The sequence below is a fragment of the Streptomyces sp. NPDC001985 genome, assembly GCF_040296845.1.
Classification (GTDB): domain Bacteria; phylum Actinomycetota; class Actinomycetes; order Streptomycetales; family Streptomycetaceae; genus Streptomyces.
In genome coordinates, this window is the sequence record NZ_JBEOYB010000036.1 from 24736 (window position 1) to 43514 (window position 18779).

Sequence of the window (18779 nt, forward strand, 5' to 3'; positions counted from 1 at the left end):
GGCCCGCACGGACGGGCCGGGCGGGGATCTAGATACGGGGGCGCAGCCGTGCCACGTCGGTGGCGCTGCTGCCGTCCCTGATCTCGCTCACCAGGGAACTGCCCTTGCGCCAGTCGGCCCAGGAGAGGTTCCAGTCGCCGTACCCGTTGCCGAAGGTGTCCATCTCGTCGCCGACGCTGTTGACGACCTGGACCAGGTCGCCCTCCTTGAAGGTCTCGTAGAACCAGGCCGCGTTGCCGGTGGACATGCCCGTGCAGCCGTGGCTGACGTTGGCGTACCCGTGTGATCCGATGGACCACGGCGCGGCGTGGACGTACTCACCGCTCCAGGTGACCCGGGTGGCGTAGTAGACCGGCAGGTCGTACGCCTCCGAGCCGCCGATGCCGACGCTGGAGCCCCGCATCCGCACGAAGTACTCCTTGCCGAGCACCACCTTGACGCCGTTGCGGGTGGAGAAGCCGGGCTTGCCGGTGGTCACCGGGATGCTGTTGATCTCCTCACCGTTGCGGAAGACGGTCATCCAGTGCGAGGAGGCGTCGGTGATGGCCTCCATCCGGTCCCCGATGGTGAGCTTGAGCCCGTCGGACGCGGCGCCGTAGAGCTGGTTGGAGACCTTGACGCCCTGGAGGTTGCTGGAGGCGGTGACCTTCGCTCCGGCCGGCCAGTAGTCCTTGGGGCGGAAGTGGAGGTTCTCGTCGTCGATCCAGTGCCAGGCGCCCTCCACGGAGGGCTTGGACTCGACCTTGAGGGCCTGTTCGACCACGGCTCTGGCCGCGCGGTCCGTCACGGGGAGGCTCAGCTCGGCGATGATCGGCTGGCCGACGCCGTAGGTGCCCGCCTCCGGGCCGAAACCGACCGTCAGGGTCCGCTTGGCCGGGGAGGTCTCGAAGGCGAGCGTACGGGTGCCCGGGGCGCCCTTCTTGTCCTCGGTGGCGACCCGGGCGGTGTACTTGGCTCCGGCGGAGAGGGAGCCGGTGGAGCGCCAGCGGCTGCCGTCGGCGGCGAGCTCGCCCGCGAGGTGGTGGCCGGCGTGGTCCACGACCGTGACATCGGTGATCCGGCCCTCGGCGCCCTTGACGGTGACCTCGAAGGGCTTGTCCGGGCTGGCCTTCACGGCACCCCTCGGGGTGTTGAAGGCGATCTGCTCGGCGGCGTCGAAGGGCTTGGTGGAGAGCGGGTGGCTCTTCGATTCGCCGCACGCGGTGGCGACCGCCCCCAGGGTCAGGGCCAGCAGGGTGCAGCGGAGAACTGTGCTGATGCGCGGCGTCTGGTTCATGGCCTCACGGTATGAAAAGCGCATCCCCGCAGCACGCCGAGTGGGTGCAAACGGGCGGGCCCGAATCCCCCGCACGAGTGAAGTGGGGGATTCGGGCCCGGACCGTGTGTGCCGTCGGCGCGGTGTCGGTGCGCCGGCCGTGAGGCGGTCACCGGCTCCAGTGGGTCACTGGTTCTGGTTCTCGCCGCGGTAGTACTCGTACACCCAGCCGAAGATGCCGAAGAGGATCAGCGGCGCGGAGAAGTACATCAGCCACCAGCCCACGGCCACGGCGAGGAAGGCGAACGCCGAACCGATGGCCAGCGAGAGCGGCTGCCAGCTGTGCGGGGAGAAGAACCCCACCTCGCCGGCCTCGTCCGCGACATCGGCCTCGGTGTCGTCCTGGGCCATGGCGTCGACCCGCTTGGCCGTGAAGGCCAGGTAGTAGCCGACCATGACGCTGAGTCCGAACGCCATGAAGAGCGCGGTGGTGCCCGCGGGCTCCTTGGACCAGACGCCGTACAGGATGGCCACAGCGAGGATGAAGACGCTGAGCCACAGGAACATCTTTCCCTGAATCTTCACTTGGCGGCCCCCTTCCCAGTCGTGAGGGCCTTGTCGACCTCGCCGCGGTTCTCGAGCTGGTCGACAACCGAGATCTCAGGGTGGTGCAGGTCGAAGGCCGGGGATTCGGAACGGATGCGCGGAAGCGTCAGGAAGTTGTGCCGCGGCGGCGGGCAGGAGGTCGCCCATTCGAGTGAACGGCCATAGCCCCACGGGTCGTCGACCTCGATCTTCTTCCCGTACTTCGCCGTCTTCCAGACGTTGTACATGAAGGGGAGAACCGAGGCGCCGAGCACAAACGAACTGATGGTGGAGATGGTGTTCAGCGCGGTGAAGCCATCGGCCGCGAGATAGTCCGCGTACCGCCGGGGCATTCCCTCGGCGCCCAGCCAGTGCTGGACCAGGAAGGTGCCGTGGAATCCGATGAACAGCGTCCAGAAGGTGATCTTACCGAGACGCTCGTCCAGCATCTTGCCCGTGAATTTCGGCCACCAGAAATGGAAGCCGGCGAACATCGCGAAGACCACGGTGCCGAAGACCACGTAGTGGAAGTGCGCCACCACGAAGTACGAGTCCGAGACATGGAAGTCCAGCGGCGGCGAGGCCAGGATGACACCGGTCAGACCACCGAAGGTGAAGGTGATCAGGAAGCCGATCGTCCAGAGCATCGGTGTCTCGAAGGACAGCGACCCCTTCCACATGGTGCCGATCCAGTTGAAGAACTTCACACCGGTCGGTACCGCGATCAGGAAGGTCATGAAGGAGAAGAACGGCAGGAGTACGCCGCCCGTCACATACATGTGGTGCGCCCACACCGTCACCGAGAGGCCGGCGATGGCGATCGTCGCGCTGACCAGACCCATGTAGCCGAACATCGGCTTGCGGCTGAAGACCGGGATGATCTCCGAGACGATGCCGAAGAACGGCAGGGCGATGATGTACACCTCTGGATGGCCGAAGAACCAGAAGAGGTGCTGCCAGAGCAGTGCGCCGCCATTGGCCGCGTCGAAGATGTGCGCACCGAACTTGCGGTCCGCCTCCAGCGCGAAGAGCGCGGCGGCGAGCACCGGGAAGGCGAGCAGGACCAGCACACCGGTCAGCAGCACGTTCCAGGTGAAGATCGGCATGCGGAACATCGTCATACCGGGGGCGCGCATACAGATGATCGTGGTGATGAAGTTGACCGAGCCGAGGATGGTGCCGAAGCCCGAGAGGGCCAGACCCATGATCCACATATCGGCGCCGACACCCGGCGAGCGGACCGCGTCCGACAGCGGGGAGTAGGCGAACCAGCCGAAGTCGGCCGCACCCTGCGGGGTGAGGAAGCCGGCCACCGCGATGATCGAGCCGAACAGGTAGAGCCAGTAGGCGAACATGTTCAGCCGCGGGAACGCCACATCGGGCGCGCCGATCTGCAGCGGCATGATCCAGTTCGCGAATCCGGCGAACAGCGGGGTGGCGAACATCAGCAGCATGATCGTGCCATGCATGGTGAACGCCTGGTTGAACTGCTCGTTCGACATGATCTGCGTGCCCGGACGGGCCAGCTCGGCGCGCATGAAGAGCGCCATCAGTCCGCCGACGCAGAAGAAGACGAACGAGGTGACCAGGTAGAGCGTACCGATGGTCTTGTGGTCGGTGGTGGTCAGCCACTTCACCACCACATTGCCCGGCTGCTTGCGCCGTACCGGCAGCTCGTTCTCGTATGAGTCGTCAGCTGCTGCGGCGGCACCCTGGGATTCGTTGAGGATGCTCACAGTTGCTTCTTCTCCGCGTTTTTGGCCGGGTCCGTCTGAGCGATGCCGGACGGGATGTAGCCGGTCTGCCCCTTCTCGGCCAGCTCCTTCAGATGCTGCTGGTAGCGCTCCGGGGAGACGACCTTGACGTTGAACAGCATCCGGGAGTGGTCGACGCCGCAGAGCTCGGCGCACTTGCCCATGAAGGTGCCTTCCTTCGTGGCGGTCACCTCGAAGGCATTGGTGTGTCCGGGAATGACGTCCTGCTTGAACAGGAAGGGCACGACCCAGAAGGAGTGGATCACGTCACGGGAGGTCAGGATGAAGCGGACCTTCTCGCCCTTGGGGAGCCACAGGGTCGGTCCCGGGTTGCCGTTCTGCGGGTTGCGGGTGCCGGGGATACCGGCGTCGTACACACCGCCGGCATTGGCCGGGAGGTCCTTCACGAACTTGTCCGGGATCGCCTTCAGGTTCTTGTCCGTCTTGGCATCACCCGTGGACCCGTCCACGTTCTCGATGTAGTTGAAGCCCCAGCTCCACTGGTAGCCGACCACATTGATGTTGTGGACGGGCTTGTTGGAGAGGGAGAGCAGCCTGGATTCGTCGCGCGCGGTGAAGTAGAAGAACACCGATACGACGATGAGCGGGACCACGGTGTACAGCGCCTCGATGGGCAGGTTGTACCGGGTCTGCGGAGGTACCTCCACCTTGCTGCGGGTGCGCCGGTGGAAGAAGACGCTCCACAGGATCAGGCCCCACACCAGAACACCCGTGACGAGGGCCGCGGCCCACGACCCCTGCCACAGGGAGAGGATGATCGGAGCCTCCTCCGTGACCGGAGTCGGCATGCCGAGGCGTGGGAAGTCCTTGTATGTGTATTCGCAGCCGGTGGCGGTAACCAGGATCAGGCCCGCAGTCAGCACCTGCGGCAGCTTCCGCCGCATCGGGCGCCGCGACGAGCGGTCGGAGCCGTTGGGACTCACGTAGCGCCTTCCCGAGAGTCTCGGCCCGCGCGACGGGCTGCGGCCGTCTCGCTGGTCGGTCGCCGGCCCTGACGCGGGCAGGGGTTTGGATGTTTATGCGGACCAAACCCTACTGGACGCTATTTGGGGTCGCGCGGGGAGGGTGCCCAACGCGCCGTCCGGCCCCCCGAAGGGGTGGAATCCCCCTGGATAACGTGCGGTTTTCTCCGGGAATCGCTCGCGTATTCGCTCGGGTATTCGGGCGCGGGAGGCTCTCGGCGGGGCGGCGGAGGGGGTGGCTCCGGCGAGGATCTGACGGGGCTTCGGCGGGGTGCGCGAGGGCTCCGGGGGCCCTTCGCGGGCCCGCCGCCCGTCCGGGGCCCTGGGCTAGCGTGGCGGCGTGTCCTACTTCGATGCCGCCTCCTCCGCTCCCCTGCACCCCGTCGCCCGGCAGGCGCTCGCCGCCTCGCTGGACGAGGGGTGGGCCGACCCCGCCAGGCTCTACCGGGAGGGGCGGCGGGCCCGGCTGCTCCTGGACGCCGCCCGGGAGGCGGCGGCCGACGCGGTGGGGTGCCGCCCCGACGAGCTGGTCTTCACCCCCTCCGGGACCCATGCGGTGCATCAGGGGGTCGCGGGCGCGCGGGCGGGACGGCGGCGGGCCGGGCGGCGGGTGGTGGTCTCGGCGGTGGAGCACTCGTCGGTGCTGCACGCGGCGGGCGAGGACGCCGCCGAGGTGCCGGTGGAGCGCTCCGGCCGGGTGTCGGTGCCGGCCTTCGCGGAGGCGGTGCGGGAGGACACCGCGCTGGCGTGTCTCCAGTCCGCCAACCACGAGGTCGGCACGGAGCAGCCGGTGGCGGAGGTGGCCGGGGTCTGCCGGGCGGCGGGGGTGCCGCTGCTGGTGGACGCGGCCCAGTCGCTGGGGTGGGGCCCGGTGGCGGGCGACTGGTCGCTGCTCACCGCGAGCGCGCACAAGTGGGGCGGGCCGGCGGGGGTGGGGCTGCTGGTGGTCCGCAAGGGGGTGCGGTTCGCGCCGCGGGGCCCGGTGGACGAGCGCGAGTCGGGCCGCTCCCCCGGGTTCGGGAATCTGCCGGCGATCGTGGCGGCGGCGGCGTCCCTGCGGGCGGTGCGGTCGGAGGCGGCCGACGAGGCGGTACGGCTGCGGGGCCTGGTGGACCGGATGCGCGCCCGGGTGCCGGAGCTGGTGCCCGATGTGGAGGTGGTGGGTGATCCGGTGGACCGGCTCCCCCATGTCGTCACCTTCTCCTGTCTGTACGTCGACGGGGAGGCGCTTCTGCACGGGCTGGACCGGGAGGGGTTCTCGGTCTCGTCGGGCTCGTCCTGTACGTCGAGCACGCTGATGCCGAGCCATGTGCTGCGGGCGATGGGGGTGCTGAGCGAGGGGAATGTCCGGGTGTCGCTGCCGCTCGGCACCCCGGAGGCGGAGGTGGAGCGGTTTCTGTCGGTGCTGCCCGGGGTGGTGGGGGCGGTGCGGGAGCGGATCGGGGCGCCGGGGGGTACGGAGGGCGGGGCGGAGGAAGAGGGGGTGGTGGTGGACGCGGTGGGGAAGCGGTGTCCGATTCCGGTGATCGAGTTGGCGAAGGTGATGGGGAGGGTGCGGGTGGGGGGGGTGGTGACGGTGGTGGCGGATGATGTGGCGGCGCGGCTGGATGTTCCCGCGTGGTGCGGGATGCGGGGCCATGAGTACCTGGGGGAGTCCCCGCGCCCCCGTGGCACCGCCTACCGCGTCCGCCGCCTCCACTAGCCACCCTGCCCCGGGGGCGCCCCGAGCGCCTTCGGCCCGTCGGCCCCCCAGCCCATCCGGCACCCCCAGTCCGCCCGGCACCCCCAGTCCGCCCGGCACCCCCAGCCCGTCCGGCGATTGAGGACGGACCCCGCACCACGGGTGGCCCGAGCAAACCCAGCGGGTCCGGCACCCCCAGCCCGTCCGGCGATTGAGGACGGACCCTGTGCCACAGGACCCCGCACGGTGCGGGCCACGGTCGGGGGCCAGCCCCCGAACCCCCGCTCCTCAAACGCCGGAGGGGCTTGGGTTGCTCAGGTCGCCAGAGGGGCTTGGGTGGTGCAGCTCGCCAGCGGGGCTGGGGTGGTGCAGCTCGCCAGCGGGGCTGAGGTGGCGCGGCTCGGTCGCCGGAGGGGCTGGAATGTGTGCCTCGGGTCGCCGGAGAGGGTGGAGTGGTGCGGCTCACGCGGCGAAGAGGGAGGGGGCTCCGGGAGGAGGGGTGCGCGGCGGGGTGGGTGAGTGCCCCCTCGGGGCGGGGTGACCGTACCGAGGGGGCGTGCCGTCAGAGGAGGTGGGTCTGGACCTCGGCTCCGGCCTCATGGCCGTACGCCTTCTTGAAGCGGTCCATGAAGTGGGCCCGGCGCAGCGTGTACTCCTGGGTGCCGAGAGTCTCAATCACCAGCGTCGCCAACATGCACCCCACCTGCGCCGCCCTCTCATGCCCCACCCCCCACGACAGCCCCGACAGGAACCCCGCCCGGAAGGCGTCCCCGACCCCGGTCGGGTCGACCTTCGCGTCCTCCTCCGGGCAGCCCACCTCGATCGGGTCCGCGCCGGCGCGCTCGATGCGGACTCCGCGCGAGCCGAGCGTGGTGACCCGGTGGCCCACCCGGGAGAGGATCTCCTCGTCGGTCCAGCCGGTCTTGGACTCGATCAGCCCCTTCTCGTACTCGTTGGAGAAGAGATAGGTGGCACCGTCCAGCAGTATGCGGATCTCGTCCCCCTTCATCCGGGCGATCTGCTGCGAGAAGTCCGCGGCGAACGGAATCCCGCGCGAGCGGCACTCCTCCGTGTGGCGGAGCATCGCCTCGGGGTCGTCCGCGCCGATCAGGACCAGGTCGAGCCCGTCGACCCGCTCGGCCACCGAGTGCAGCTCGATCAGCCGGGCCTCGCTCATCGCTCCCGTGTAGAAGGAGCCGATCTGGTTGTGGTCGGCGTCGGTGGTGCAGACGAAACGGGCGGTGTGCAGGACCTCGGAGATCCTTACGGACTCGGTGTCCACACCGTGGCGGTCGAGCCAGGCGCGGTACTCGTCGAAGTCCGCCCCGGCCGCGCCCACGAGGATGGGCTCGGTGCCCAGCTGGCCCATGCCGAAGCAGATGTTCGCCGCGACACCGCCCCTGCGCACATTGAGGCCGTCGACCAGGAAGGAGAGGGATACGGTGTGCAGTTGGTCGGCGACCAACTGATCGGCGAAACGTCCCGGGAAGGTCATGAGGTGGTCGGTTGCGATGGAGCCGGTGACTGCGATTCGCACGGCGATGCGCTCCTGTGGAGGGGTGTGGATGACGCCTAACGCTACCCGGTTCCGAGTGGATCAGCCGATGGTACGAAACTACCCGATAGTAGGTCTTTTTTACCCTGACTTCCGCTGCGTACGGTGCGGGTATGACAGAGCTCCCCGTCCCCGGCACCGCGCACGAGCCCGATCCCACCCTGGCGCAGCTCCGGGGTGACTGCGTCCGCATGGCACCACATTGGGTGGTTCCGGCCGTGGCGCTGCCCGCCCCCGTGCCTCCCTCGCACATCCATGGTGTAGTCGTCCCGGCGGCCTCGGCGCGGCTGGTCGACGCCATGTCCGAGTACGGCGACTGACAGGAATCTGCCGGTCGTCTCCCCCGGGCGGCGGCGCCCGGGGAACCGTGCGCCGCCGTGCCCCGTCCCATACACACCCCCGGGCCCGCGGGGACGGGAGACGAGGAGCGATGCGGTGAGCGGTACGGAGAGCACCACCCACGACGACGGTCCACCCCGCAGGCGTGCCCCCCTCATCGCCGCCGTGGCGGCGGTGGTGCTGATCGCGGGAGGCGGCGGCGTCTGGCTCGCGACGGCCGGACCGGCCGCCGGCAGCGGCACCGGCGGGACGAGCGGCGGCGCGTCGGACGCGAAGAGCGGCACGGCCGCCGTACCGGCGCCCCCGCCCTCCTCCTCCCCCGGGGACCGGGGGACGGGCGGGATCGCGCCGAGTACCCCGTCCCCCGCGGGCGGGGTGGTCTACCGGGCCCGGGGCGAACTGCCGGACGGCCCGGACCGGGCCCCGGTCCACCGTGCCGCGGGTACGGTCTCCCGGGCCGAGGTGGCCCGGCTCGCCGAGGCGCTCGGCATGGCGGGCGCCCCCGCCGGGAGCGGGGGGCAGTGGACGGTCGGCCCCGTCGGCGACGGCTCCGAGCCGGTGCTGCGGGTGGAGACCGCCGCGCCGGGCAGCTGGACGTACGAACGCGCCCCCCGCGGCCACAACTGCTCCAAGGGCAAGCCCTGTCCCCCGCCGGCCGCGGAGTCCGGGAACGGCCGGGCGGTGGACGAGCGGGCCGCGAGGAGGGCGGCGGAGCCCGTGCTGAGGGCCGTCGGCCAGAGCGGGGCCCGGCTCGGCGCCGCGCAGACGATCGGGTCGGTACGGGTGGTGAACGCCGATCCCGTGATCGGCGGGCTGCCGACGTACGGCTGGGCGACGGATCTCCAGATCGGCCCCGACGGCCGGGTGGTCCGGGGGGTGGGGCAGCTGAAGGCTCCGGTGAAGGGCGAGGAGTACCCGGTGCACTCCGCCGGCGGGACGCTGGAGCGGCTGAACGCGCGGAGCGGCGGGAACTCCGGCGCCTCGCTCTCCGGCTGCGCGGGCAGGCTCCCGCAGCGCGATGTCCCCTGCGGCCCGGCGGCCTGTGCCTCGGCGGTGCCGCTGGAGGGCGAGCAGCGGGGCGCCAGGCCGGCGGAGGACCCGTGCGGCACCGGGGGCGCCCCGGCCGCGCCCGCCGAGCCGAAGGAGATCCCGGTCACCGGCGCCTGGTTCGGGCTCTCGGCGCAGTACGCGGACGGGCGGGCGACCCTGGTGCCGTCCTGGATGTTCCGGGCGGAGCCGGGCGGGGGCCGGGACGGGTACACGGTGGCGGAGCCCGCGGTGGAGCCGTCCCTGCTGCGGGAGCCCACGGTGCCGCCGGCGGAGTCGGGCGGCGCCTCGATCGAGTCGTACAGCACGGAGGGCCGGTCGCTGACCGTCACGTTCTGGGGCGGGGTGTGCGGTGAGTACGGCGCCGAGGCGGAGGAGAGCGCCGACCGGGTGGCGGTACGGATCGTTCCGCCGGAGCCGGAGCCGGACGAGGTCTGCATCGCGGTGGCGAAGGAGCTGAGGGAGACGGTGACGCTGGAACGGCCGCTGGGCGACCGGGAGGTCGTGGACGCGGAGTCCGGGAGGGCCGTCGGCCGGTCGGCCGGCTGAGCGCGCGAAGCACAGGAAACCCGGGAAGCACAGGAAGCACAGGAAGCACGGAGGCGGCGGTCCCGGTCGGGACCGCCGCCTCCGCGTCGTCGCCTCGGCGCGGTGCCGAGGGCTGCTCTAGCTGAAGGAGTCACCACAGGCGCAGGAGCCCGTGGCGTTCGGGTTGTCGATGGTGAAGCCCTGCTTCTCGATGGTGTCGACAAAGTCGATCGAGGCGCCGCCCAGGTAAGGGGCGCTCATCCGGTCGGTGACGACCTTGACGCCGTCGAAGTCCTTGACGACATCGCCGTCGAGCGACCGCTCGTCGAAGAACAGCTGGTAGCGCAGGCCGGAGCAGCCGCCGGGCTGGACGGCGACGCGCAGCGCCAGATCGTCGCGGCCTTCCTGGTCGAGCAGGCCCTTGACCTTGGCCGCGGCGGCGTCGGACAGGAGGATGCCGTCGCTCACGGTGGTGGTCTCGTCCGATACGGACATGTGCTTCATCACTCCCGGGATGGGGTCTCCCCAGCGAGGCAGGGGAAGTACGGAGACTGCTTGCCGACGATTGCAACCGGCGGGGCCGCGGATTCATTCCGGGCCGTTGGTGTTCTTTCCCTTTCATGCTCGCACACCGCGCCCGTGGGGGGACATGGCGCGACGCCCAGGGGTGCGTCACATCGACGCTATGGCCATCGTCAAAGTGACGTGAAGCGGTTATGATAGATAACGTCAAATAGACGAAAAGGCCCAGCAGAACAGAGAAAGGGTGTGTGTCGTGACCACCGCCCAGCCCCGTACGGAGTCGCAGGACGTGCTCGATGTACAGCCGACGCCACTCGCCCTGCTGTTGCTCGGCCGGGAGGCCGACCCGAGGAGCGAGCGCGGAGTGGAGTGCCCCGGCGATCTGCCCTCCCCCTCGGACCCGGATCTGGTGGAGCGGGCCCGCGCGGCCAAGGAGAAGCTCGGCAGCAGGGTCTTCGTCCTGGGCCACCACTACCAGCGTGACGAGGTCATCCAGTTCGCCGATGTCACGGGCGACTCCTTCAAGCTGGCGCGGGACGCGGCGGCGCGGCCCGAGGCCGAGTACATCGTCTTCTGCGGTGTGCACTTCATGGCGGAGTCCGCGGACATCCTGACCTCGGACGACCAGAAGGTCGTGCTGCCGGATCTCGCCGCCGGCTGCTCCATGGCGGACATGGCGACGGCCGAGCAGGTCGCGGAGTGCTGGGACACGCTGACCGAGGCCGGCATAGCCGAGCAGGTCGTGCCCGTGTCGTACATGAACTCCTCGGCGGACATCAAGGCGTTCACCGGTAAGCACGGCGGCACGATCTGCACCTCGTCGAACGCCAAGCGGGCCCTGGACTGGGCCTTCGAGCAGGGCGAGAAGGTGCTCTTCCTGCCCGACCAGCACCTGGGGCGCAACACCGCCGTCCGGGACATGGGTCTGTCCCTGGACGACTGCGTCCTCTACAACCCGCACAAGCCGAACGGCGGGCTGACGGTGGAGCAGTTGCGCGCGGCGAAGATGATTCTCTGGCGCGGCCACTGCTCGGTGCACGGCCGGTTCTCGCTGGAGTCGGTGGAGGATGTGCGCGCCCGGATTCCGGGGGTGCGGGTGCTGGTGCACCCGGAGTGCAAGCACGAGGTCGTGGCGGCGGCGGACCAGGTCGGTTCCACGGAGTACATCATCAAGGCCCTGGACGCGGCTCCGGCCGGGTCCAAGTGGGCGATCGGCACCGAGCTGAACCTGGTCCGGCGGCTCGCGCTCGCCCACCCCGACAAGGAGATCGTCTTTCTCGACCGGACGGTCTGCTTCTGCTCGACCATGAACCGGATCGACCTGCCGCATCTGGTGTGGACGCTGGAGTCGCTCGCGGCGGGGACGCTGGTCAACCGGATCGAGGTCGACCCGGAGACGGAGAGCTTCGCCAAGCTGGCCCTGGAGCGGATGCTCGCGCTGCCGTAGCCCTGCCGCCGCGTCCCCGGGCGCCCCGGCCGTCGCTGTCGACGGCCGGGGCGCCTCTTGGTTTTCCGCCGGGCCGCCGCTAGCGTGCCGTGCGACGGGTCCGCGGCGCGGCACGGGAAGCGTGTCGCGAACAGCTCCGCCCCGGGCGTTCTGAGCAGGGCCATGGCCGCCCTGCTCCGCCCCCGGCGCCGGACACGGCCCGGACGATCTGGTTCCGCTTCTTCCGCGGACACATCACTGTCTCCTTCCCCGTGGGGGTTCACTCCGTCATGCGCTCGCTCACCGGCGCGCTCGCGCTGCTCTGTGTGGTCGGTCCGCTGTCGACCGACATGTATCTGCCCGCCTTCCCCCGGATGGCCGGGGAACTGGGCACGGACGCCTCCGGGGTGCAGCTCACCCTGACGGCCTTCCTGGTCGGGATGACGGTCGGGCATCTGGTGTTCGGGCCGCTCTCCGACCGATACGGGCGGCGGGGGCCGCTGCTCGCGGGGGCGGTGGTGTGCGCGGTGGCGACCGCGCTCTGCGCGGTGGCGCCGTCGCTGGGGTGGCTGGTGGCCGCGCGCTTCGTCGCGGGGTTCAGCGGGGCGGCGGGGGTGGTCATCGGGCGCGCGGTGGTCGCGGATGTGGCGCGCGGGGCCGCCGCCGCCCGGCTGCTGGCGCTGCTGATGACGCTGAGCACCATCGCCCCGATCGTGGGGCCGCTGGTGGGCGGGGCGGTGATCGAGGCGCTCGGGTGGCGCGGGGTCTTCTGGGTGCTGGGCGGGGTGGCGGCGGCCGTCGCGGCGGCGGTCGCCCTCTTCGTACCGGAGAGCCTGCCGCCGGAGCGGCGCGTCGGCGGGGGTGTGCGGGAGCTGGCGGCGTCGATCCGGGAGGTGGTGGGGGACCGCGCCTACACCGGGTACACGCTGGCCTTCTCCTTCGGCTTCGGGGCGCTGTTCTGCTACATATCCGGGTCGCCGTTCCTGCTCCAGAACGAGCTGGGGCTCAGCGTCCGGGCATCGTCCGCGGCCTTCAGCGCGGGCGCCGTCATGGCGGCGGCCGGCGGGGTGGTGAGCGCCCGGCTGGTGGAGCGGGTGGGGCCGGAGCGGCTGCTGCGCACGGGGCTGCTCGCGGTGCTCTCGGCGTGTGCGGGGCTGCTGGGGGTGACGCTGGTCGGGGGGCTGACGGTGGTGGTGTGTCTGCCGCTGGTGGCGGTGATGTGCCTGGGGGTGGGGCTCGCGCTGTCGAACGCGGCGGCGCTCGCGATCGGGAGGGTGCCGGGGGCGGCGGGGGTGGGGTCGGCGGTGCTGGGGACGGTGCAGAGTGGGGTGGGGGCGGGGGTGGCGCCGGTGGTGGGGGATGAGGTGGGGAGGTTGTTTGGGGTGATGGGGGTGTGTGCGGCGGTGGCCGTTGTGTGCGCGGCCTTCGCGCACAGGGCGTCCCACCCTGTGGTGCCCGCCTCGTCCACCCCGTGAGCACGCCCTCACCACGAGGTTCCCCACGGGACTCCGTCCCCTCGCCCGACATCCCGGAACCGGTCCGGCACCCCCGGGCCTGTCCGACACCCTGGCCTTGTCCGGTATCCCCGGGCCTGTCCGACACTCCCGGGCCTCCGGCACCCTCACAGCCCGTCCGGCGTTTGAGGACGGACCCTGTGCCACAGGACACCCGCACGGTGCGGGCCACCGTCGGGGACCAGCCCCCGAACCCCCGCTCCTCAAACGCCGGAGAGGCTGAATGGGCGCGGCTCAGCTCGCCGGAGAGGCCGGAGGGTGAGCCTCAGCTCGCCGCAGAGGCTGGAGTGGCGCGGCTCAGCTCGCCGCAGAGGCGGGGGTGGCCGGGGGCCGGCGGGGCCGAAGGGGGGGCAGCCCCGCCGGGGCTGGGTCAGGCGTTCGCGGGGGTTGGCTGGGGGGTGTCCGGGGACAGCGGGTCCGGCGAGCGCTTCGCCGCCCTCCTCGCCGCCCGCCGCTCCTTGCGAAGCTCCACCATCGCGTACAGCGTCGGCACCAGCAGCAGCGTGAGCAGCGTCGAACTGATCAGCCCGCCGATCACCACCACCGCCAGCGGCTTCGCGATGAACCCGCCCTCCCCGGTGACCCCCAGCGCCATCGGCAGCAGCGCGAAGACCGTCGCCAGGGCCGTCATCAGGATCGGGCGCAGCCGGTGCCGCCCGCCCTCGACGACCGCCTCGACGACCCCGTACCCCTGAGCCCGGTACTGGTTGATCAGGTCGATCAGCACAATCGCGTTGGTGACGACGATGCCGATCAGCATCAGCATGCCGATCATGGCGGGCACCCCCATCGGCGTACCGGTCACGACCAGCAGGCCGATCGCCCCGGTCGCCGCGAACGGGACGGAGACCAGCAGGATCAGCGGCTGCACCAGCGAGCGGAAGGTCGCGACCAGCAGCATGAAGACGATCGCGATGGCCGCGAGCATCGCCAGGCCGAGCGAGGCGAAGGCCTCGTCCTGGTCCTCGGAGACCCCGCCGATGGAGGCCGTGGCGCCCTCCGGCAGATCCAGGGACTTCAGCTTCGACTGGAGCGCGGTGCTGACCGCGCCGGTGTTGTCCCCGGTCGGCTTGGCGGTGACCGTCGCGGCCCTGGCCCCGTCGATGCGGGTCATGGAGACCGGCCCCGGGACCAGCTCGACCTCGGCGATCTGTCCCAGCTTCACCGGTCCGAGCGGCAGCTCCCGCAGTTCCGCGAGGGTCTTGGCGGGCTTCGCCGAGGTGATGACGACATCGCGCTCGGTGCTGTCGAGGATCGCCTTGCCGGCCGGGGTGCCCCGGACCGCCTGGCCGACGGCCATGCCGAGGGTGGTCTCGTTGAACCCGGCCTCGGCGGCACGGGCGTTCCCGGTGACCGAGATCCTGGGGACGCTCTGCGCCAGGTCGCTCTGGACGTCGGTGACGTCGTCGAGCCCGGCGACCTCCTCGCGCACCGCCTCGGACGCCTCCTTCAGCGTCGCCGGGTCGGCGGCCTTCACCACCACGCTCAGGTCCTGGCTGGCGAAGCCGTCCCCGGCGGCGATGGTGGTGTCGCCGACGCCGTCGAGCTTCGCCAGCTCCGCGTCGACGCGGTCGCGGACGCGCTCGTAGTCGCCCGCGTCCCTCAGCGTCATCTGGTACGAGGCCTGATTGGCTCCCGTACCCCCGCCGAAGGCCGCCATGAACCCGGAGGAGCCGACGGTGACCTGGTAGTCCTTGATCTCGTCGATCCCCTTGAGGACCCGCTCGACCTTCTGCGCGGCGGCGTCGGCGGCGTCCAGCGCGGTGCCGGGGGGCAGCTCCTGCTTGATGGACATCACCTCCTGCTCGCCCTGGTCGAAGAAGTTGGTCTTGAGCAGCGAGGCCATGCCGAAGGTGCCGAGGAGGACGACGACGGCGAGGACCACACTGGTGATCCGGCGGCGGGTCGCGAACCGCAGCACCGGGACATAGGCCCGCTGGAGCCGGCTCCGGCCCTCCTTCTCCTCGGCGACGCGGCGCGCCTCGTCCGGGTCCAGGCCGCGGACGTCCTTGGGCGCGCGCAGGAACCAGAACGACAGCACCGGTACGACGGTCAGCGAGACCAGCAGCGAGGCGAGCAGCGCGGCGGTGACGGTGAGCGAGAACGAGCCGAACAGCTCGCCGACCATGCCCCCGGAGAGACCGATCGGGAGGAAGACGGCGACGGTGGTCAGGGTGGAGGCGGTGACCGCCCCGGCGACCTCCTTGACCGCGGTGATGATCGCGCTCTGCCGCTCCTCGCCGTAGCCGAGGTGGCGCTTGATGTTCTCCAGGACCACGATCGAGTCGTCGACGACCCGGCCGATGGCGATGGTGAGGGCGCCCAGGGTGAGCATGTTGAGCGAGAGGTCGCGGGTCCAGAGCACGATCAGCGCGAGGACCACGGAGAGCGGGATGGAGACCGCGGTGACCAGGGTCGAGCGCAGGGACGCGAGGAAGACCAGGATGACGATGACCGCGAAGAGCAGCCCGAGGGCGCCCTCGGTGGTCAGACCGGAGATCGACTTGGAGACCGCGGGCCCCTGGTCGGAGACGACGGTGACATCGGCGCCGGAGCCCAGGTCCTTGCGCAGCCCGGGCAGTTTCTCCTCGACGGCCTCGGAGATCGCGACGGCGCTGCCGTTGTTGTCCATGGTGGCGAGGACGGCGAGGCTCGGCTTGCCGTTGGTGCGGGTGAGCGAGACCGCGGCGGCCGGGGTCTGCTTCACCTCGGCGACGTCGCCGAGGCGGACCGGCTTGCCCTTGGCGGGCGGCGCGGGGGTCAGCCGCACCTCCTCGATCTGCCGCAGCCCGGTGAAGCCGCCGCCGACCTGGACGGTGCGGCTCTTGCCGTCCTCGCTGAAGGAGCCGGCGGGTACGGTCGCGCCGCCCGCGCGCAGCGCCTCGGCGAGGACGGCGGTGGTCAGACCGGCCTTGGCGAGGGCGGCGCCGTCGGGGGTGACGGAGACCTGGAGGTCCTGGACGCCGTCGATGGAGACCTGGGCGACACCGTCGATGTCCTCCAGGGCGGGGACGACGGTGCGCTCCAGCTGCTCGGCGAGGGCCTGGGGGTCCTGGTCGGAGGTGACGGCGAGGACGACGGTGGGGATGTCGTCCGTCGAACCGGCGATGACCTGCGGGTCGACGCTCTCGGGGAGCTGGGCGCGGGCACGGTTGACGGCCTGCTGGACATCGGCGACGAGCTGCTTGGTGCCCTCGCCGTAGTCGAAGCCGGCCATGATCACGGCGTTGCCCTCGCTCGCCGTGGAGGTGATCCCCTTGATGCCGTCGACGGCCTCCAGGGAGCTTTCCAGGGGTTCGACGACCTGCTTCTCGACCACATCGGGAGACGCGCCCTCATAGGGGGCGAGCACGGACACCATCGGGAGTTCGATGGTGGGCAGCAGCTGCTGCTTGAGCTGAGGGATGGCGATGGCGCCGAAGACGAGCGCCACGATCGATATCAGCCCGACGAGGGCGCGTTGCGCGAGGCTGAATCTGGACAGCCAGGACATGAGGTCTCTCTTCTGTGGCTTGCGCGGCAGGCAGAGCGGGCAGAGTCAGAGGCCCGCATTCATACGATCAGCCATGAGAAGGGCTCCCCCGTCGGCCCCAGGTCCCGTTTCCTTATGCCGTCCATACCGCAGGCGCAGTACGGGCGGGTGGTCCTCACTCCACTCGTGGGCGTACCAGACCGGACTCGTAGGCGATGACGACGAGTTGGGCGCGGTCCCGGGCGCCCACCTTGGCCATCGCCCGGTTCACATGAGTCTTGACGGTGAGCGGGCTGACCTGGAGGCGTTCGGCGATCTCGTCGTTGGAGTGGCCGCCGGCGACCAGGACGAGCACCTCGCGCTCGCGCACGGTCAGCGCCTGGAGCCGCTGGGAGTGGGCGGCGGTCTCCTCGGTGTCGTCGGTGCCGCCGCCCTGGGCGAGGAACCGGGCGATCAGGCCCTTGGTCGCGGCCGGGGAGAGCAGGGCCTCACCGGCGGCGGCGATCCGGATGGCGTTGAGCAGCTCCTCGGGTTCGGCGCCCTTGCCGAGGAAGCCGGAGGCGCCGGCGCGCAGCGACTGGACGACGTACTCGTCCACCTCGAAGGTGGTCAGCATGACCACGCGCACCCCGGAGAGCCCGGGGTCGGCGCTGATCAGCCGGGTGGCGGCGAGTCCGTCGAGGCCGGGCATCCGGATGTCCATGAGCACGACATCGGCCCGCTCGGAGCGCGCCAGATCGACGGCCTCCGCGCCGTCGGCGGCCTCCCCGACGACCTCCATGTCGGGTTCCGAGTCCACCAGAATCCGGAACGCGCTGCGGAGCAGCGTCTGGTCGTCGGCGAGCAGCACCCTGATCGTCATGCGTCCTCCCCCGTGCGTGCGGTGAGTGGCAGTATCGCCTGCACCCGGAAGCCGCCTCCGTATCGGGGGCCCGCGCTGAGCCGGCCGCCGAGGGCGCTGACCCGCTCGCGCATCCCGACGAGGCCGTGCCGGCCCTCGGGCTCCTCGTCGGCGGGGGGCGGTCCGCCGGTGGTGCCGGCGGTGGCGCCGTTGTCGAGGACGGTGACCTCCAGGGTGCGGCCCACACGAATCACGCTGACCTCGGCCCTGGCCTCCCGGCCCGCGTGCTTCTGCACATTGGTGAGGGCCTCCTGGATGATCCGGTACGCGGCGAGGTCGACGGCCGCCGGCGGGCGCACGCCGTCGTCGGCGCGGGCCACCTCCACGGGCAGTCCGGCCTGCCGGAAGGTGGTGACGAGTTCATCGAGCACCCCGAGGCCGGGGGCGGGCTCGGTGGGGGCCTCCGGGTCGCCGGACTGCCTCAGCAGGCCGACGGTGGCGCGGAGTTCGTTGAGGGCCGAGCGGCTGGCCTCGCGGACATGGGCGAGGGCCTCCTTGGCCTGGTCGGGCCGCTTGTCCATGACATGGGCCGCGACACCCGCCTGCACATTGACGAGGGCGATGTGGTGGGCGACGACATCGTGGAGGTCGCGGGCTATGCGGAGCCGCTCCTCGGCGACCCGGCGGCGGGCCTCCTCCTCGCGGGTGCGCTCGGCGCGTTCGGCGCGCTCCCTGATGGCGTCGACGAAGGCCCGGCGGCTGCGGACGGCGTCCCCGGCCGCCGCGGCCATCCCGGTCCAGGCGAAGATCCCCAGGTTCTCCTGGGTGTACCAGGGGGTGGAGCCGAAGAACATCGCGGTGCCGGTCAGCCCGGTCATGGTGAGGAGTCCGACCCGCCAGGTGGTGGGGCGGTCGGTGCGGGAGGCCACGGTGTAGAGGGCGATCACGGCACACATGGCGACCGGGGCCGAGGGATCGCCGAAGCCCAGTTCGACGACGGAGAGCAGGCTGGTGAAGACGAGGACGCCCATCGGGTTGCGGCGGCGCGGCACCAGGGCGGCGGCGACCAGCACCATCAGGGCCACACTGCGCGCGGCGGGGGTGCGGGTGCCGAACTCCGGCCCGTGCACCCCGTTCACGGCGAAGGAGCCGATGACCATGGCGATGAGCGAGAAGCCGGCGAGCGCGCCGTCGAGGGCCAGCGGGTGCGCGCGGACCCAGCTCTGAGCGCGGGCGAATCCGGTGGCGAGTGAGGTCACGTCGGGCAAGAGTACGGC

At 71.1% G+C, this 18779-nt stretch carries 14 protein-coding genes; 5 read left to right on the forward strand and 9 right to left on the reverse strand.

What is annotated here, in order from left to right; all coding sequences use genetic code 11:
• Window positions 1-28 precede the first annotated feature (28 nt).
• From ABT122_RS18015 to ctaC, 4 genes are all read right to left on the reverse strand, one after another.
• A complete protein-coding gene (locus ABT122_RS18015; RefSeq protein ID WP_351552514.1) occupies window positions 29-1276 on the reverse strand; it encodes a L,D-transpeptidase in 1248 nt (415 codons plus the stop codon).
• Between the two features lie 165 nt (window positions 1277-1441).
• The gene (locus ABT122_RS18020) at window positions 1442-1840 is read right to left on the reverse strand and encodes a cytochrome c oxidase subunit 4 (protein ID WP_351552517.1); all 399 of its coding nucleotides are present in this window, start codon (window positions 1838-1840) and stop codon (window positions 1442-1444) included.
• A complete protein-coding gene (gene ctaD, locus ABT122_RS18025; protein WP_351552520.1) occupies window positions 1837-3576 on the reverse strand; it encodes an aa3-type cytochrome oxidase subunit I in 1740 nt (579 codons plus the stop codon). Before ctaD ends, ABT122_RS18020 begins: the two co-directional genes overlap by 4 nt.
• On the reverse strand, window positions 3573-4538 hold the full coding sequence (ctaC, locus tag ABT122_RS18030) for an aa3-type cytochrome oxidase subunit II (RefSeq protein WP_351552523.1): 966 nt from the start codon (window positions 4536-4538) through the stop codon (window positions 3573-3575). Before ctaC ends, ctaD begins: the two co-directional genes overlap by 4 nt.
• A 379-nt stretch (window positions 4539-4917) precedes the next feature.
• On the opposite strand from ctaC, the gene ABT122_RS18035 reads away from it, so the two are divergent.
• Entirely contained in the window at window positions 4918-6279 is a 1362-nt protein-coding gene (locus ABT122_RS18035; RefSeq protein WP_351552526.1) for a cysteine desulfurase/sulfurtransferase TusA family protein, read from the forward strand.
• A gap of 541 nt (window positions 6280-6820) precedes the next feature.
• Here the strand turns inward: ABT122_RS18035 and ABT122_RS18040 are convergent.
• Window positions 6821-7795 carry a carbohydrate kinase family protein gene (locus ABT122_RS18040; RefSeq protein ID WP_351552529.1) on the reverse strand — a complete coding sequence of 325 codons (975 nt, stop codon included), beginning with the start codon at window positions 7793-7795 and terminating at the stop codon, window positions 6821-6823.
• A 131-nt stretch (window positions 7796-7926) separates the two neighbouring features.
• Between ABT122_RS18040 and ABT122_RS18045 the strand changes: the two genes are divergently transcribed.
• On the forward strand, window positions 7927-8133 hold the full coding sequence (locus ABT122_RS18045; RefSeq protein ID WP_351552532.1) for a hypothetical protein: 207 nt from the start codon (window positions 7927-7929) through the stop codon (window positions 8131-8133).
• A 115-nt stretch (window positions 8134-8248) separates the two neighbouring features.
• Entirely contained in the window at window positions 8249-9748 is a 1500-nt protein-coding gene (locus tag ABT122_RS18050; protein ID WP_351552535.1) for a hypothetical protein, read from the forward strand.
• Window positions 9749-9865: 117 nt separating this feature from the next.
• Here ABT122_RS18050 and ABT122_RS18055 read toward each other — a convergent pair whose 3' ends face one another.
• The gene (locus tag ABT122_RS18055) at window positions 9866-10222 is read right to left on the reverse strand and encodes a HesB/IscA family protein (protein WP_266703501.1); all 357 of its coding nucleotides are present in this window, start codon (window positions 10220-10222) and stop codon (window positions 9866-9868) included.
• A 271-nt stretch (window positions 10223-10493) separates the two neighbouring features.
• On the opposite strand from ABT122_RS18055, the gene nadA reads away from it, so the two are divergent.
• Together nadA and ABT122_RS18065 are read left to right on the forward strand one after the other, a co-directional pair.
• On the forward strand, window positions 10494-11696 hold the full coding sequence (gene nadA / locus ABT122_RS18060) for a quinolinate synthase NadA (RefSeq protein ID WP_351552538.1): 1203 nt from the start codon (window positions 10494-10496) through the stop codon (window positions 11694-11696).
• 269 nt (window positions 11697-11965) lie between these two features.
• On the forward strand, window positions 11966-13150 hold the full coding sequence (locus ABT122_RS18065) for a multidrug effflux MFS transporter (protein ID WP_351552541.1): 1185 nt from the start codon (window positions 11966-11968) through the stop codon (window positions 13148-13150).
• A 409-nt stretch (window positions 13151-13559) separates the two neighbouring features.
• On the opposite strand, the gene ABT122_RS18070 is transcribed toward ABT122_RS18065, so the two are convergent.
• The 3 genes from ABT122_RS18070 to ABT122_RS18080 all read right to left on the reverse strand — a co-directional run bounded on the left by ABT122_RS18070 (window position 13560) and on the right by ABT122_RS18080 (window position 18761).
• Window positions 13560-16682, reverse strand: a complete 3123-nt coding sequence (locus ABT122_RS18070) for an efflux RND transporter permease subunit (RefSeq protein WP_351552544.1) — start codon at window positions 16680-16682, stop codon at window positions 13560-13562.
• A 154-nt stretch (window positions 16683-16836) separates the two neighbouring features.
• Window positions 16837-17523 carry a response regulator gene (locus tag ABT122_RS18075; protein WP_351552547.1) on the reverse strand — a complete coding sequence of 229 codons (687 nt, stop codon included), beginning with the start codon at window positions 17521-17523 and terminating at the stop codon, window positions 16837-16839.
• Window positions 17520-18761, reverse strand: a complete 1242-nt coding sequence (locus ABT122_RS18080) for a sensor histidine kinase (protein WP_351552550.1) — start codon at window positions 18759-18761, stop codon at window positions 17520-17522. The genes ABT122_RS18075 and ABT122_RS18080 overlap by 4 nt, the downstream gene beginning before the upstream one ends.
• Between the last annotated feature and the right edge of the window lie 18 nt (window positions 18762-18779).